Here is a 15,328-nt window from a genome sequence, read left to right as displayed (position 1 = left end):
TCACTTGTAGTGCACCCGCCTCTCGAGTACGCCGAACTGGATCGCGGTGCACGCCAGCAGGATCACCAGGAGCACGATCGCCTGCGCCGAGGCGGCGCCGAAGTCGCTGGCGTTGTTCGCGAAGGCGGTGTGGTAGATCGAGTAGACGAGCGTCTTGGTCGACTGCTCCGGGCCGCCCTCGGGGGTGAGGATCTTGATCTGACCGAAGCCCTGGAGCGACTGGATCGTCGAGATCACGATCAGGAAGAACAACTGCGGCCCGAGCATCGGCACAGTGATGAACCGCGCCGCACGCCAGCCGCCGGCGCCGTCGAGCGTCGCGGCCTCGTTGATCTCAGTGGGGATCGCTCCGATGCCCGCCGACAGCACGAGCACGTTGTAGCCGATGTTCATCCAGACCGTGGTGATCGCGACGCTGATCAGAGCCCAGGACGGGTCCGTCAGCCAGCCGATCCGGTCCACGCCGAACCGCCCGAGCAGGCCGTTCGCCAGGCCGATCGCCGGGTTGTAGATCGTCGCGAAGATGACCGAGGCGCTGGCGACGGAGAACGCGAACGGCAGCGCGAAGGCGGTCCGGAAGATCCGGATCCCCTTGATGTGCTGCTCGAGCAGCAACACGATCAGCAGGGCGCCCAGTACGCCGGGGATCACCGTCAGCAGCACGAACGCGAACGTCACCCAGAGGATGTGCCGGAACTCGGCAGAGCCGAGCATGTCCCGGTAGTGCTGCAGGCCGACCCACGCGTCCGGACGGCCGAACAGGTCGGATCCGTGCAGGGACAGTGAGACGGACTTGCCCAGCGGCCACACGATGAACAGCGCGAAGATCACGACGCAGGGCAACAGCATCAGCCAAGAAGCCAGCGAGGCCGGAGTCGGCCGACGGCTTGGTCTGGCCGACGCCACCACGGCGCCTTGGCCAACTCGCACGCGCTCGGTACTCGTAGTCAATCGAACACCTCCAGTCAGGCGCAGTCTTACACCGCCCAGGTCCTCACGCCGTCAGGTCGACGTGTCGAGTGCACTAGGCTCTTGCGTCGTGAAGGTTCTTGTCATCGGCACTGGCGGCCGTGAACATGCATTGGCCTGGGCGCTGAGCCAGGATCCTGATGTCGAGCAGGTCGTCGCGGCTCCGGGCAACCCTGGCATCGCGGCGTTGCAACCGGCGTACGACGGGCAAACGATCGTTTGCCGTTCGGTGGACATCTCGGACCACGATGCGGTGGTGGCGCTCGCGACCGAGCTGGCCGCCGACCTGGTCGTGGTCGGACCCGAGGCGCCGCTGGTCGCAGGGCTGGCCGATCCGCTCCGCGAGGCCGGGATCGCTGTCTTCGGCCCGTCCAAGGAAGCAGCCCAGATCGAGGGATCGAAGGCCTTCGCCAAGGACGTGATGGCCGCCGCCAGCGTGCCGACCGGCCGCGCCTACGTCTGTACGACACCGGAGCAGGCCGCCGAGGCGATCGACGCCTTCGGCCCGCCGTACGTGGTGAAGGATGATGCGCTTGCCGCGGGCAAGGGGGTCGTCGTCACCTCCGACCGCGAGGAGGCACTGGCCCACGCGGCGGGCTGCGAGCAGGTGCTGATCGAGGAGTACCTGGACGGCCCGGAGGTGTCGCTCTTCGCGATCACCGACGGCACGACGGTGCTGCCGATGCAGCCGGCGCAGGACTTCAAACGCCTCGGTGACAACGACGAAGGCCCCAACACCGGCGGCATGGGCGCCTACACACCGTTGCCCTGGGCACCGGAAAAGCTGGTCGAGGAGATCACCGAGAAGGTGCTGCAGCCGACCGTCGACGAACTGCGCCGACGGGGTACGCCGTTCAGCGGGCTCCTCTACGCGGGCCTGGCCCTCACCTCGCGCGGCGTCCGGGTGATCGAGTTCAACTGCCGCTTCGGTGACCCCGAGACGCAGGCGCTGCTGCCGCTCCTGAAGACACCCCTCGGCGGACTCCTGATGGCCGCAGCCACCGGCAAACTCGAGGACGCCCAGCCCCTGAGCTGGCGTTCGGGCGCGTCGGTCGCCGTGGTGGTCGCCGCCAAGAAGTACCCGGCCAAGCCTCGCAGCGGCGACGTGATCACCGGCATCGACCAGGCCGAGGCGGGCGGCTCCCGCGTCTTCCATGCCGGCACCGCGATCGAGGACGACGAGGTCGTCACCGCCGGCGGCCGCGTCCTCGCAGTCACCGGCACCGGCAAAGACCTAGCCGAAGCCCGCCAACGCGCCTACGCCGGCGTCGGCCAGATCCGCATCAAAGGCTCCCAACACCGCACCGACATAGCCCTGAAAGCCTCCCGCGGCGAGAGCTGACCCTCCCGTCTCCCGTCTTTGCGTCCGAGGAACCCCAGGTTCTTCGGACGCAACTGTTTCGGATGCAACCTCGGCACGAGCGGTTTCCGTATTGAGGGGGGAGAGTGGGAGGCGCGATGCCAGAGCGGGACCAGGACTATGTGGAGTTCGTCGAGGCGGCCAGTGCGTCGCTGCGTCGGACGGCCTACCTGGTCTGCGGGGACTGGCATCGCGCCGACGACGTGGTCCAGGACGCGCTGTACAAGCTGTACCTGTCCTGGCCGAAGGTGGATCGCAGTGGTAACCCGCTCGGCTACGCCCGCCGTATCGTCGTCAACGCGGCTCTGGACAACGGTCGACGGCCCTGGCGCCGGGAGGTGCCGACCGACGTACCGCCGGAGCGCGGCCGGCAGAGCGACCACGCAGGCAGCCACGCCGACCGGGACGAGGTGCTCAGCGCCCTGATCCAGCTCGGCCCGCGGCAACGAGCCTGTGTGGTGCTCCGGTACTACGAGGACCTCTCGGTCGAGCAGACCGCCGACCTCCTGGGCTGCTCAGCGGGCACGGTGAAGAGCCAGGCGGCGCGCGGCCTCGAAACTCTCCGGCACGCCATCAACCAGGCGCGGCAGATCGGCCAGACCTCGTGAAGGAGGATCAGATGTTCGACGACCCGGAGATCGGCGCCGAGCTCCAGAGGCTGGCGGCGGCCGATCCGCTCGAGCCGATCAGCTCGTCGGCTCTCCTGGAGCGCGGCCGGAGGGGACGTCGCCGCCGGAGGGCGCTGTCGATCGGCGGCCTCGTCGCGGGTCTCGCAGCCGCAGTGGTTGTCGCGAGCTTGCTGCCGGACCTGACCATCAACGACGGGGCGCCCGCGAACACCAGCAGTCCGGCAGTGGACGGGAGTCTGCCGGTCGCGGACAGGACGAAGATCGTCAAGGTCGCCAAGGATTACCAGGAGTTCCAGGAGAACGCGTTCACGGCTGTCCCGGGCATTCCGCGAAGAGAGGCAGGCGCCGGTCAGCAGGGTCACCATGGATGAGGCGAGCCGGCGCTGTCGGCTGCGGTACCCGCAGTACAAGGCGTCGCTGGTAGGCGGGTCCTGGCAGTCGGGTCGCACCGTTGCATACGACTATGGCAGGGGCCAGCAGGAAAAGTCGTGCACCATCCCAGGCGGGGACAAGCCGTCCGAGCGGTTGGACGCGGACGCGAAGCGGGAGCCGATCCCGATCACTCCAGCCGGCCAGTTGCGCAACTGCTCGGTCCAGTTCTGGGTGAACCTGAGCGGTTGGCGGGTGGTGGCATCCGAGACCGCACCGGGGCTCGGCGCGACCCTGATCGCGGTGTCGCCGTCGCGTCGCAACGCGGTGGTCTGCAATCTCGGCCCTGAGTTCGGCGAGACGGCAACGCCGTTCGGACCCGAGCCCGGCTTCGTCTCTGCGGACAGCTCCGCCCGTCGGGACAAGGTGGACCAGTACTTCGCCACCACGGGCAACCGGGTCTGCTCGCCGGGGAAGTCGTGCCAAGGCTGGCACTACCTCAGCCAAGGCCGGGTCGCGTCGAACATCGCCAAGATCCGGATCGAGCCGATCGGGGGTGGCCTGATCCACGACATCAAGGTGACCGACGGTTGGTACACGCTGTCCTGGCTGAACGGAGACCCGAAGGCGAGGCCGGACGCCAAGATCACCGCCTACGACAAGAACGGCAAGGTCCTGAAGTCCGTCACGACCTGATCACCGCGCGGAGGGGTGTGGTGATCAGGCGGTGTCGGGGCTCTTGGAGCGGCGACGAGGGCGTCCGGGGTCGTCGGCCTGACCGGGTCGGCGGTTGGTCGGGTGATGTCCTCTACCTAGTGCTGCTGCTCGGCGATCCGCTGGCGAAGTTTGGCCTCGGCCTCGACTGCCTCGGGTGGGAGGACGTCGGCTAAGTCGGCGCCCTCGTGCACCCGGCGTAGTTCGATCGTGTTGTCACGGAAGGGCGCCTGCTTGATCCACTCGACGGCTTCGTCCATCGAGGACACCTGCCAGATCCAGTAGCCGCCGACGAGCTCCTTCGCCTCGGTGAACGGTCCGTCGATGACACTGGGCGACTTTCCAGCGTTGAACTGCACCCGCTTGCCCTCGGAGGTGGGGGCCAGGCCTTCGCCCGCGAGCATGACGCCCGCATCGATGAGCGCCTCGTTGAACTTGCGCATGGCCTCGAACTCGGCCTGGGCGGCCGGGTCATCGGCCCACCCCACGGTCTCGCTCTGAGCACTTGCAGTCACCAGCACCATGACTCGCATAGCTGTCTCCTCAGCTCGTCGCCATCTCGTCGTCATGAGCCCCGAATTGACAAGGCGATGGTATCGACGCATCGTCACACGATCCGGGTCCAGCCGGCCGTGGGCAAGGTGCGGCTGGGACCGTCACACCTGCAGCCGGCGAGTCGTGGATTTCGGAGGAGTGGTGTGGGGGATCTCAACCCGTAGTACGAGCGCTTCGACCCAGCGAGGGAGAATGAAACCGTGCCGACACCCAGTAAGCCCCTGATCCCGAACGTTCTCGCTGCTCGTTATGCCAGCCCCTCGATGGCCCAGCTTTGGTCGCCGGAGCACAAGATCGTGCTCGAGCGGCACCTTTGGCTGGCTGTGCTGAGTGCGCAGAAGGACTTCGGGGTGGCTGTGCCGGACGGGGTGATCGAGGACTACCGGCGCGTGGTGGACCAGGTGGATCTGGAGTCGATCGCGGCCCGGGAGCGGGTGACCCGCCATGACGTCAAGGCGAGGATCGAGGAGTTCAACGCGCTCGCCGGGCATGAGCACGTGCACAAGGGGCTGACGAGCCGGGATCTGACGGAGAACGTCGAGCAGTTGCAGATCCGCGCCGGCCTGGAGCTGATCCGGGACCGCGCGGTGGCAACCGCAGTACAACTCGGGCAGAAGGCGGCCGAACACTCCGCGCTGGTCATGACGGGCCGGTCGCACAACGTCGCGGCGCAGGCGACCACATTAGGCAAGCGATTCGCTTCGGCCGCGGATGAGTTGCTCGTGGCGATCGCACGGCTCGAGGAGCTGATCGACCGCTACCCGCTGCGTGGCATCAAGGGCCCGGTCGGTACGTCGCAGGACATGCTCGACCTGTTCGGTGGTCAGGAGAAGCAGCTCGCCGGGCTCGAGGCCGAGGTGGCCCAGCATCTGGGCTTCCGGCGGGTGCTGACCAGCGTCGGGCAGGTGTACCCGCGGTCGCTCGACTACGAGGTGGTTTCCGCGCTGGTGCAGCTGGCGGCGGGTCCGTCGAGCCTAGCGACCACGATCCGGCTGATGGCTGGGCACGAGCTGGTCACCGAGGGGTTCAAGGAGGGGCAGGTCGGCTCGTCCGCGATGCCGCACAAGATGAACACCCGGTCTTGTGAGCGTGTGAACGGCCTGGCTGTGATCCTGCGCGGTTACGCGTCGATGGCGGGCGAGTTGGCCGGCAACCAGTGGAACGAGGGCGACGTCTTCTGTTCCGTCGTACGACGGGTCGCGCTGCCGGACGCGTTCTTCGCGCTGGACGGGTTGTTCGAGACGTTCCTCACGGTGCTGGACGAGTTCGGGGTGTACCCGGCGGTGGTGGCTCGCGAGCTGGAGCGGTACCTGCCCTTCCTCACCACGACGAAGGTGCTGATGGCGGCCGTGAAGAACGGCGTCGGCCGGGAGACCGCGCACGAGGTGATCAAGGAGCACGCGGTCGCGATGGCGCTGGACCTGCGCAAGGGGTCGACGAACAACGATCTGTTCCGCCGGCTCGGCGAGGACGGGCGGCTGGGCCTGACCGAGGAGCAGATCGTCGGGATCGTCGGCGAGCCGCTGTCGTTCACCGGCGCGGCCGTTGCGCAGGTCAACGCCGTGGTCGCCAAGATCGACGATCTCGCCAAGCGCTACCCGGAGGCTGCCGCCTACACGCCTGGTGACATCCTCTAGCTCGTGTTCGAGCCGCTCACCTGGGTGCTGGTCGCCCTCTCGCTGGCCGCGATGGTCTTCGCGCTGGTGCTTGCCGCCCTGGATCGTCGGATCAACTGGTGGGTGCTCGGCCTGGTGGGCGCGGTCGAGGTTGTCCTGCTGGCGCAGCTCGTGGTCGGGATTGCCCAGTTGGCGACTACCGGGCGCGACGTGTCGGGCGTGCTCTTCGTCGCCTACCTGGTCGGCGCGCTGATCGTGCTGCCGCTGGGTGCGTTGTGGGCGATGGCGGAGAGCAGCCGGTGGGGTGCGGGGGCGTTGGCGATCGCGTGTCTGGTGATCCCGGTGCTCGAGCTCCGGCTGCACGACATCTGGGCCGCCTGAGATGGCGGATGCGACCGCGACCAGGCACGGGCCCGGCCGGATCCTGATCCTGGTGTACGGGATCTTCGCGTTGGCGGCGACTTCGCGGGCCGCAGTACAGATCTCGACCAAGTACTCCGAGGCGCCGGTCGCCTACGTCTTGTCGGCCGTTGCCGCGGTCATCTACTGCGCGGCGACCTTCGCGTTGGCCAGGGCAACGGCCGTCTCGCGGCGGATCGCCTTCGTCGCGATCGTGGTGGAGCTCGTCGGAGTGCTCTCGATCGGGGCCTTCAGCTACGCCAGGCCCGACGATTTCCCGGACCAGACCGTGTGGTCCCACTTCGGTCAGGGCTACCTGTTCATCCCGGTTGTGCTCCCGGTCCTGGGCCTGCTCTGGCTCCGCCGTACATCCCGCTGAGCGCGATCTGAGGGCCCGCTGAGCGTCGGGCGAGATCACGTACCTCCCGCTGAGCATTCGGGGAAGCACACGGAGTAACTCCCAGCGAACTGCCAGGTGAGCGCAGGGGTTGGCTCAGGTTCACCGGACAGCATCGGCTCTATGCAGATTTCAGGTCATCCTCGGGTCGAGATCGTCGTACCCGTTCGCAATGAGGAAAACGACCTCGGCCCGAATATTCGACGCCTCCGGGCGTTCCTGGACGCAGCGTTCCCGTTCCGGGCCGAGGTCTGCATCGCCGACAACGGCAGTACCGACGCCACCTGGGAGATCGGCAACCTGCTGGCCACCGAGCTGTCCGGGGTCCGGGTGGTGCGGATCGAGCAGCCTGGCCGGGGCCGGGCGCTGAAGCAGGTCTGGTCCGAGAGCACCGCGGACGTGCTCGCGTACATGGACGTTGACTTGTCGACAAATCTCAACGCGCTGCTGCCGCTGGTCGCGCCGCTGGTCGCCGGGCACAGTGACGTTGCCATCGGCACCCGCCTCGCCCCCGGCTCGCGCGTGGTCCGCCGCCCCAAGCGGGAGGTGCTCTCGCGGGGCTACAACCTGCTGCTCCGGGGAATCCTGGGGTCGCGCTTCTCGGACGCCCAGTGCGGGTTCAAGGCGATCCGTGCGGACGTGGCGGCCCAGTTGCTGCCGCTGGTCGAGGACACCAGTTGGTTCTTCGACACCGAGTTGCTCGTGCTGGCCGAACGGGCCGGCCTGCGGATCCACGAGGTCCCGGTGGACTGGGTGGACGACCTCGACTCGCGAGTCGCGATCGCGAAGACAGTGACCGATGACCTGCGCGGGATCGCCCGGCTGAACAAGAATCTCGGCCGCGGGCGGATCGACCTGGAACCCCTGCGCGCGACCTTCGGCCGCCCGGCGGTCGCCGACCCGCGGACTGCGCTCGCGGCCCGGGTCGTGCGCTTCTGCGCTGTCGGGGCGTTGAGCACGCTGGCCTATGTCCTGCTCTACGTGGCTCTGCGCCACCTGATGAACGCGCAACTCGCCAATGTGCTCGCGCTGCTGGTCACGGCCGTGGCCAACACCGCCCTCAACCGCCGGGTCACGTTCGGCGTGCGAGGTACCGAGAACCGGACCCGCCATCAGTTGCGCGGACTGGTCGCTTTCGCCATCGGGTGGAGCCTGACCGCCTCGTCGCTGTGGTTGCTGCACACCGTGTCCGCAGTACCGGCTCGTGGTGTCGAGATCACGGTACTCACGGTTGCGAACCTGGCCGCGACAGTGGTCCGTTTCAGCCTCTTCCAGAGCTGGGTCTTCGACGACGAGGCACCCACTCTTCCCTCCTTCGAACCGCCCGCCCTCGTTGACAACACGCGGAGTCATTGATGAGCACACTGACCGAACCGAGAACGGCCGGCGCCCGGCGCCAGGTCGGCCGCCGCGCGGGACCTCGCGCCTTCGCCACCACTTATGCGATTGGCGGCGACAAGGCACTGTTCGGCGGCTTGTTGTTGCTGACGGCAATCGCCTACCTGTGGGGACTGTCCAAGAACGGCTACGCCAACGAGTTCTACGCGGCCGCCGTCCAGGCGGGCTCCACCAGCTGGAAGGCCTGGTTCTTCGGCTCCTTCGACTCCTCGAACTTCATCACGGTCGACAAACCCCCGGCCTCGCTGTGGGTGATGGGGTTGTCCGCCCGGATCTTCGGGTTCAGCACCTGGAGCATGTTGGTTCCGCAGGCCCTGATGGGCGTCGCGAGCGTCGGCTTGCTCTACGTGTCGGTGCGGCGCTGGTTCTCGGCAAACGCGGCCCTGCTGGCCGGTGCCATTCTGGCGCTGACCCCGGTCGCCGTGCTGATGTTCCGCTTCAACAACCCGGACGCACTGCTGATCCTGCTGCTCGTCGCCGGCGCTTGGGCCGTCACCCGGGCGATCGACTCGGTCAAGCACTCGGCTCGGTGGATGGCACTGGCCGGCTTCCTGGTCGGCTTCGGCTTCCTGACCAAGATGCTGCAGGCCTTCATTGTGCTGCCGGCCTTCGGCCTGGCGTACCTCGTCGCTGGTAAGCCCGCGCTCGGGAAGCGGGTTGTGCACAGCGTGGTCGCCCTCGGCACGATGATCGTCGGCGCAGGTTGGTGGATCGCCATCGTCGAACTGGTGCCAGCCTCGGCCCGGCCCTACATCGGCGGATCGACCAACAACAGCATCCTCGAACTGACCCTCGGCTACAACGGTCTCGGCCGGCTGACCGGCAACGAGACAGGATCCGTCGGCGGTGGCGTCGGGAACCGCGGTTGGGGTGGTGCGACCGGGCTGCAGCGACTGTTCGGCGGCGAGTTCGGCAGCCAGATCGCGTGGTTGCTTCCGACTGCCCTGCTGGCGACCATCGTGCTGGTGGTTGCTGCCGGTCGTGCTCCCCGGACCGACAAGACACGCGCCTTCACGATTCTGTGGGGCGGGTGGCTGCTGGTCACCGGGCTGGTGTTCAGCTACATGCAGGGCATCATCCACCCGTACTACATGATCGCGCTGGCACCTGCGATCGGCGCCCTGATCGGCGCCGCGGCGATGGTGCTCTGGCGTCGCCGGACCGAGTGGTTGCCCCGCGCAACGCTTGCCGGAGGTGCCTTGCTGACGGCCGGCTGGAGCTTCGCGCTGCTGAACGCGACACCCACCTGGCAGCCGTGGTTGCGCTGGGTCGTGCTGATCGCCGGCGTTGTCGCCGCTGGTGCGGTGATGCTGCTGCCGGAGATCCAGGGACGTCGTACGACGATGCGCCGGGCGGGCCTGTTCGCCGCGGCACTGCTGGCGCTGACCGCGTTGGCCGGACCGGCGGCGTACTCGGTGCAGACGATCGCGACCTCCCACGGCGGCGCCCTTCCGACCGCTGGACCCGCCGGCGGATTCGGCCCCATGGGTGGTGGCCGGATGGGCGCACCTCCTGGGGGTGCGGCCAATGGCGCTCCTGGCGCTGGTACGGCGAACGGTCAGGGCGGCACCGCCACCGGCCCGGGCACGACGACCGGGCAAGGTGGAACTGGCGCGGCTACCGGCCGTGGGGGCGGCGGTGGAGGTGGCTTCCTCGGTGGCAATGGCACCAGCGGAGTGTCGAGCGACCTGGTCAAGACTCTGCAGCAGGGAGCGAAGAACTACACCTGGGCAGCGGCGGCGGTCACCTCGAACGCTGCGGCGCCCCTGCAGCTCGCGGCCGATGTGCCGGTGATGTCGATCGGCGGGTTCAACGGCACCGACCCGGCGCCGACGTTGACGGAGTTCCAGCAACTGGTTGCTCAAGGCAAGGTTCACTACTTCATCGGCAGCGGCGAGGGCGGCGGCTTCGGCGGTCGCGGCGGCGGTAGCAACTCGACCTCCAGCCAGATCAGTGCCTGGGTGGCGGCGAACTTCCAGGCGCAGACCATCGGCGGAACCACGGTCTACGACCTCACCACTGGCTGACATTCCAAGATTCCGGAGTAAGAAGAGATGACGCAGAACACCAACAACCCTCAACACCCTGACGTCCCCCAGTGGGTGACAGGGATCCAGGAACCGCCGCACACCGCTCAGCCCGCTGGTCCGGCTGCTTCGATGCGCCCGACCGGCTCGCCGGGCGAGCAGCAGTGGCAGGCGGCCCGCCAGGGCGGCGCAGTACCGGGCACTCCGGGTTCGGCGCCGGGCGTGGGCAGCCCCCGGTACGCAGTACCGGGTGGGCCTGGGAACCCTGCACCGGGTGGGCCGGCGGTCGGTGGGCCGGCGGTCGGTGGGCCCGGGGTCGGCGGACCGGGTGCGCCCGGGGCCGCCGACGCAGTACCGGCTGAGGCTGCGGCTGCTCGGAAGGGTAAGGCCGGTGACGGCAGACCGAGCAACTTGATGCTGGCCGGTGCCGGGACCCTGCTGGCGGTGCTGGCATTCCTTGGCGGCACTGCGGTCGGCCACGCTTGGGGTAGCTCGGGTGCGACGGACCAAACCCAGTTGCCGGGTGGCGGGCGCTTCCGGCAGTTCCCGGGCCAAGGCCAGCAACCCGGGCAGGGAACTGTGCCTGGGCAGGGCAACCAGCAAGGCCAGGGCACGGTTCCAGGTCAGGGCACTCAGCCCGGCACGGGCACTCAGCCGGGCACCGGCACGCAGCAAGGGCAGGGGACCGTCCCCGGTCAAGGCGGCTTCCGGCGCGGGCAGGGAACCGTTCCCGGGCAGGGTACCGACCCGAACCAGGTGCCGCAGAACACGGGCGGTACCACTCAGAACTCGGGCACTTCGCCGGGGCAGTCCAACGGTCAGCTCCGCACAACCTGACCACGCACCTCGGTGGTCAGGTGTGCACCACCTGACCACCTGAGGCACTGGTGTGACGCGTGTCGGTCCACGTCCTGATCTGTGGACCGACACGCCGGTGCGTTCCAGTTGGCCCCAACTGGGGTAAGGATCGGGTCGTGCAATGGTCCAACGTCACCTGGTTCCTGACCGCCCTGGGCGCTGTCGTCGTGTTGCTGACGCGCGTCCGGCTCGGCGGTGAAAGCGCTGGCGAGAGCAACCGGGCGAGCGGCGTCGCGGGCTATTCCTCCGCGCTGCTGCGCATCCACACCACGGTTGGCGTGCTCACCCTGCTCGCCTGGGTCGCCGCCCTCGCCATCGGTCGCCGCGAGATCGCGCTCGGCGCGCTGGTCGGTTGGTGGCTGCTGACAATCGTCGGTTTGTTGCTGTTGGCCCGTTGGATGCCCAGCGCTGCTCGCCACGGCGCCGACAAGGCAACCGACGCCTGGGGTTCCGGGGCCGGCCTCTCCGTGCTCGGCCACGTCGGCATGCTCATCGGCGTCTGCTACTTCACCTTCGTAACCCTCACCGAGCGCCTCTGACCCCGGGTGGTCCCCAGCTCCGCCCCAACTCCACTCAGTGCCCGTCTCGGAATGGTCGGAGGGTGCACAAAGTCGCGGTCAGGCGTTCCTCAGGCCGGTGAGGAGGGCGCCGAGCGAGCGGCGTACTGCGGACTCGAAGGCCTCGGGGGACAGCGTCGTACCGGCGCCCGCGACCCGGTCGTACATGAGCCCGTCCATCATTGCGGCGACCGGCCAGGCGGCCGCCTCCGGATCGGGGATCCCGAGCGCCGCCAACATCCCGGCGAGCCCTTCCCGCAACTGCCGGCCGCCCTGGACGATCGCCTCTCGAAGCTCCGGCTGACGACTCGCCTCCAGCGATAACTCGTACCGCGCGACCAGGTCGTCGGTCCGTTCACGCACCAGCCCGACCACCATCTCGACCATCAACTCCTCGAGACCGCTCCCGCCGCCGGTTGGGCGGGCGGGATCGCCTGTGCCGGTGCGCCGCGCGGGATCGCCTGTGCCGGCGGCGTTGGCGGGCTGGGCGCCGAGGTCGCGGGTGAGCATGCGGTTCACGCAGGCGGTCAGCAGGGCGTTGCGGGTGCGGAGGTAGTACGACGTCGAGCCCTGCGGCAGGCCTGCTTCCTCGTCGACCGCGCGGTGGGTCAGACCACGGAGGCCGCGGGTGGCGACGAGGTGGATCGCGGCATCGGCGATCGCGTCCCGGCGGTCCTCGCCCAGTGGAACCTTCTTCGTCACAGCCGGCTTCGTCACACCGGCAAGTCTCTGGTCACGGGCTCACTCTATCCAATTCGACTCTACAGATGTAGAGTCGCGATCATGAGGACAGCGATCGTGGTGGGTGCGGGGATCGGTGGGGTGACGGCGGCCGTCGCGCTGGAGCAGTGCGGCTGGCAGGTCACGGTGCTCGAGCGAGCGCAGGAGCTTGGCGAGGTCGGTGCGGGGATCTCGGTCTGGCCGTCGGCTGTCGCGGTGCTGGAGGAGCTCGGCGTCGTCGGCGTGGAGAAGGCGGCGGCGGCCGGTGGTGCCGCCGGGATGCGTAAGCCGAACGGGCGCTGGGTGGTGGAAGCCGCGGACCTCGGCGTGGAGATCCCGGTGATGATCCATCGCGCGCAACTCCACGAACTCATCACCGACCGCTTCGGCCCGGCAGTCACGGTCCGCACCGGCATCGCCGTCACCGGCCTGACCCAACACCCCGACGGCGTCACCATCACCGCGGCCGGCCAGAGCATTGCGACCACCAATATCCCTCACGGTGTGCCAGCCGGGTCGGTCGAGGAATTCCAGGCTGACTTGGTGATCGGGGCTGATGGGATTCGCAGCGTCACCCGGGCTGCGCTCTACCCGGAGCATCCGGGGCCGCAGTACGCCGGCTACACGGCGTACCGGGGGATCGCCGACGTCGACCTCAGTGACGGCGGTGGGGAGACGTGGGGGCGCGGTCATCGCTTCGGGTTCGCCGAACTCATCGACGGGCGGATCTACTGGTACGCCACGGCCAACCGTGAGCCCGGCCCGCCACCTGGCCCAGACGGAATCCACGCGGACGTCGTGCGCCAGTTCGGCGACTGGCACGAACCGATTCCGAGCCTGCTCGCCGGTACGCCGGCCGAAACCGTGCTGCAGAACGACATCCACGACCTCCCAGTGCCACTCGCCCCGTTCGTCAATGGCCGAGTCGTTCTGCTGGGCGACGCCGCGCACGCGATGACGCCCAACCTGGGCCGCGGCGCCTGCTCCGCGATCGAGGACGCCGGCGCCCTGGCCCGCCACCTCCGCGGTACGCCGGCGCCTGGCGGCGCGGACCCACGTAGTACGCCGGATCTGACCACCGCGCTCGGCCGGTACGACGCTGAGCGGCGTCCGGCGACCGCGAAGCTCATCAAGCGGTCCAGGGCTGTCGGCAAGCTCGGGCAGCTCGACAACGGGTTGGTCTGCGCGGTCCGTGACGGCTTGTTCGCCGTCGGCGGCAAGGTGGCTGCCTTGATGGCCGGGTTGAGGGCGAGACGGCGCGGGGTGGAACAATCGCGGGTGTGACCATACCCCCGCAGGCCGACGAGATCCCCGGTGCGAAGCACCTCCACTCCGGCAAGGTCCGCGATCTGTACGAGCTGGAGTCGGGCGAGTTGCTGATGGTCGCGAGCGACCGGATCAGCGCCTTCGACTGGATCCTCGAGACGCCGATCCCGGACAAGGGCAAGGTGCTCACCGCGATGAGCCTGTGGTGGTTCGAACAGCTCGACGTGCCGAACCACATCGTGTCGACCGACGTACCGTCCGAGGTCGCGGGCCGCGCGGTGGTCTGCGAGAAGCTGGAGATGTTCCCGGTCGAGTGCGTGGCGCGCGGATACCTCAGCGGCTCCGGCCTGCTCGACTACAACGCGACCGGCGAGGTCTGCGGCATCCCGCTGCGGCCGGGCCTGGTCGAGGGATCCCGGCTGGACCGGCCGATCTTCACCCCCGCCACCAAGGCCGACCTCGGCGAGCACGACGAGAACGTCTCGTACGAGGCTGTGGTCGCCACCGTCGGCGCGGAAACCGCCGAGGCGCTGCGGAAGCTGACCCTCGACATCTACGGCGAGGCTCACACCCGGGCCGAGCAGCGCGGCATCATCCTGGCCGACACCAAGTTCGAGTTCGGCGCCCGGGCGGACGGCACGATCGTGCTCGCGGACGAGGTGCTCACCCCGGACTCCAGCCGGTTCTGGCCGGCGGACGAGTGGAAGCCGGGGAAGCAGCAACCGTCGTACGACAAGCAGATCGTGCGGGACTGGCTGCAGTTCGAGTCCGGCTGGGACCGCCACTCCGGCGAGGCGCCGCCGCCGCTGTCCGACGAAGTGATCGCCCGGACCCGCTCGGCGTACGTCGACGCCTACGAACGCCTCACCGGCCGCACCTTCACCGCGTGAACCCAGCCCCAGAGCCTCGTTGCGTCCGAAGAGGTGAGGGGCAGGACCCCGGCTTCTTCGGACGCAAGGCGCCTCACCGGGCGCGACTGGGGTCAGAAGAGGCCGACGCCCAGGGCGAGGGTGATGAAGCGGGCGAGGCGGCCGGTGAGGACGGAGAGGGTGAAGGTGACGACGCCCATCCGGCTGGCGCCGGCGATCAGGGCGACGCCGTAGAGCGGGGGGATGCCGACTGACGAGCTCAGCAAGGTGACCGGGACGCCCCAGCGGCGGTCGCTCAGGGCGTCGAGCAGGCGTTTGCTGATGTCCCGGTTCCACTGGATGAAGCGGCCGCGACGGGTGTTGAGGTGGACGGGCTTGGACTCCTTGCCCTTCTTCGCCGCGTACCCCGGCCGGTAGCGGACCGCGAGGAACATCGCGACCTTGCCGAGGGTCTGGCCGACCGAGACACCGACCGCGGCGACCACCGGGTCGAGCGCGCCGGAGACGCCCACGCCGAGGACATACGCCTCCGCATTCATCACCGGGATGACGGCGGACCCGATCCCGAAGCCCACCGCCAGCGCCAGTTGCCAGACCCACATGCCCTAGAGGTTATGCGGCGATC

General features: G+C 68.7%; 17 protein-coding genes. 13 read left to right on the top strand and 4 right to left on the bottom strand.

The genetic code is table 11. The features are described 5' to 3' along the window. Positions 1–951, bottom strand: coding sequence for a carbohydrate ABC transporter permease (locus ABD210_RS13500; RefSeq protein ID WP_344111551.1), 951 nt, complete (start codon positions 949–951; stop codon positions 1–3). A gap of 88 nt (positions 952–1,039) precedes the next feature. Here ABD210_RS13500 and purD point away from each other — a divergent pair, with 88 nt between their 5' ends. The 4 genes from purD (at position 1,040) to ABD210_RS13480 (ending at position 4,023) form a co-directional block, all read left to right on the top strand. After that, positions 1,040–2,311 (top strand): phosphoribosylamine--glycine ligase, encoded by a 1,272-nt coding sequence (gene purD / locus ABD210_RS13495; protein ID WP_344111550.1) that lies wholly within the window; start codon positions 1,040–1,042, stop codon positions 2,309–2,311. Between the two features lie 116 nt (positions 2,312–2,427). After that, entirely contained in the window at positions 2,428–2,937 is a 510-nt protein-coding gene (locus tag ABD210_RS13490) for a SigE family RNA polymerase sigma factor (protein WP_344111549.1), read from the top strand. A gap of 11 nt (positions 2,938–2,948) precedes the next feature. Then, positions 2,949–3,329: a hypothetical protein gene (locus ABD210_RS13485; RefSeq protein WP_344111548.1), complete on the top strand. Its 381-nt coding sequence runs from the start codon at positions 2,949–2,951 to the stop codon at positions 3,327–3,329. Next, a complete protein-coding gene (locus ABD210_RS13480; RefSeq protein WP_344111547.1) occupies positions 3,322–4,023 on the top strand; it encodes a hypothetical protein in 702 nt (233 codons plus the stop codon). Before ABD210_RS13485 ends, ABD210_RS13480 begins: the two co-directional genes overlap by 8 nt. 116 nt (positions 4,024–4,139) lie before the next feature. Here ABD210_RS13480 and ABD210_RS13475 read toward each other — a convergent pair whose 3' ends face one another. Further along, complete coding sequence (locus ABD210_RS13475) at positions 4,140–4,574, bottom strand: YciI family protein (protein WP_344111546.1); 435 nt, start codon at positions 4,572–4,574, stop codon at positions 4,140–4,142. A gap of 222 nt (positions 4,575–4,796) precedes the next feature. Here ABD210_RS13475 and purB point away from each other — a divergent pair, with 222 nt between their 5' ends. The 7 genes from purB to ABD210_RS13440 all read left to right on the top strand — a co-directional run bounded on the left by purB (position 4,797) and on the right by ABD210_RS13440 (position 11,830). Further along, on the top strand, positions 4,797–6,233 hold the full coding sequence (gene purB / locus ABD210_RS13470) for an adenylosuccinate lyase (RefSeq protein WP_344111544.1): 1,437 nt from the start codon (positions 4,797–4,799) through the stop codon (positions 6,231–6,233). 3 nt (positions 6,234–6,236) lie between these two features. Next, positions 6,237–6,593 carry a hypothetical protein gene (locus ABD210_RS13465; protein WP_344111543.1) on the top strand — a complete coding sequence of 119 codons (357 nt, stop codon included), beginning with the start codon at positions 6,237–6,239 and terminating at the stop codon, positions 6,591–6,593. A 1-nt stretch (position 6,594) separates the two neighbouring features. After that, positions 6,595–6,990: a hypothetical protein gene (locus ABD210_RS13460; RefSeq protein ID WP_344111542.1), complete on the top strand. Its 396-nt coding sequence runs from the start codon at positions 6,595–6,597 to the stop codon at positions 6,988–6,990. Between the two features lie 141 nt (positions 6,991–7,131). Then, positions 7,132–8,364 carry a bifunctional glycosyltransferase family 2/GtrA family protein gene (locus ABD210_RS13455; protein WP_344111540.1) on the top strand — a complete coding sequence of 411 codons (1,233 nt, stop codon included), beginning with the start codon at positions 7,132–7,134 and terminating at the stop codon, positions 8,362–8,364. Continuing rightward, positions 8,364–10,433 carry an ArnT family glycosyltransferase gene (locus tag ABD210_RS13450; protein WP_344111538.1) on the top strand — a complete coding sequence of 690 codons (2,070 nt, stop codon included), beginning with the start codon at positions 8,364–8,366 and terminating at the stop codon, positions 10,431–10,433. Before ABD210_RS13455 ends, ABD210_RS13450 begins: the two co-directional genes overlap by 1 nt. Positions 10,434–10,460: 27 nt before the next feature. After that, positions 10,461–11,270 (top strand): hypothetical protein, encoded by an 810-nt coding sequence (locus tag ABD210_RS13445; protein ID WP_344111537.1) that lies wholly within the window; start codon positions 10,461–10,463, stop codon positions 11,268–11,270. 137 nt (positions 11,271–11,407) lie between these two features. Next, positions 11,408–11,830 (top strand): hypothetical protein, encoded by a 423-nt coding sequence (locus ABD210_RS13440; RefSeq protein WP_344111536.1) that lies wholly within the window; start codon positions 11,408–11,410, stop codon positions 11,828–11,830. 78 nt (positions 11,831–11,908) lie between these two features. On the opposite strand, the gene ABD210_RS13435 is transcribed toward ABD210_RS13440, so the two are convergent. Beyond that, positions 11,909–12,565, bottom strand: coding sequence for a TetR/AcrR family transcriptional regulator (locus ABD210_RS13435; protein ID WP_344111535.1), 657 nt, complete (start codon positions 12,563–12,565; stop codon positions 11,909–11,911). Positions 12,566–12,631: 66 nt separating this feature from the next. Here ABD210_RS13435 and ABD210_RS13430 point away from each other — a divergent pair, with 66 nt between their 5' ends. Continuing rightward, complete coding sequence (locus tag ABD210_RS13430) at positions 12,632–13,852, top strand: FAD-dependent monooxygenase (RefSeq protein ID WP_344111534.1); 1,221 nt, start codon at positions 12,632–12,634, stop codon at positions 13,850–13,852. Then, positions 13,849–14,724, top strand: coding sequence for a phosphoribosylaminoimidazolesuccinocarboxamide synthase (locus tag ABD210_RS13425; RefSeq protein WP_344111532.1), 876 nt, complete (start codon positions 13,849–13,851; stop codon positions 14,722–14,724). Before ABD210_RS13430 ends, ABD210_RS13425 begins: the two co-directional genes overlap by 4 nt. Before the next feature lie 92 nt (positions 14,725–14,816). Here ABD210_RS13425 and ABD210_RS13420 read toward each other — a convergent pair whose 3' ends face one another. Beyond that, complete coding sequence (locus ABD210_RS13420; protein WP_344111531.1) at positions 14,817–15,305, bottom strand: hypothetical protein; 489 nt, start codon at positions 15,303–15,305, stop codon at positions 14,817–14,819. Positions 15,306–15,328 lie beyond the last annotated feature (23 nt).

Origin of the sequence: Kribbella alba, assembly GCF_039529635.1 — a bacterium.
Classification (GTDB): Bacteria; Actinomycetota; Actinomycetes; order Propionibacteriales; family Kribbellaceae; genus Kribbella; species Kribbella alba.
This window is presented reverse-complemented; position numbering and strand designations above follow the sequence as displayed.